This is a genomic window from Alkalihalophilus lindianensis, from assembly GCF_032843265.1.
In the GTDB taxonomy this organism is placed as follows: Bacteria; Bacillota; Bacilli; order Bacillales; family Bacillaceae_D; genus Alkalihalophilus; species Alkalihalophilus lindianensis.
In genome coordinates this window covers 1-270 of record NZ_JAWJBA010000351.1, presented here as the reverse complement: position 1 = coordinate 270, position 270 = coordinate 1, and the positions used below count along the sequence as shown (strand labels likewise).

The 270-nt window shown below is 30.0% G+C and carries 1 pseudogene; it reads right to left on the bottom strand.

Annotated elements, in window-relative coordinates:
- Positions 1–270, bottom strand: a pseudogene (locus RYX56_RS22535) (MurR/RpiR family transcriptional regulator); the annotation flags it as partial.

Sequence of the window (270 nt, the reverse complement as noted above, 5' to 3'; positions counted from 1 at the left end):
CAGCTTTTTCCTAACAGTTGAAATTTAACCATCATTTCTTTTGCAATGAGGATGGAGAAACCACGAGCAAAAATGATAATTTTTTTTGAATGAATAATCTTCTGGAGAGCATCTTCAATTGTCCCGCTATCAAGAAGTTGAATGGTTTTAATGACTTCTTGTTTATTTTTTAAAATCGCTTCTTGAATTTTTTTATCAATCTTTTCTACAATGGAAAATTCAGCGCTAGAGTCAAATTCATCTTTTAAGTGTATTTTAAAAGCAGTAAAC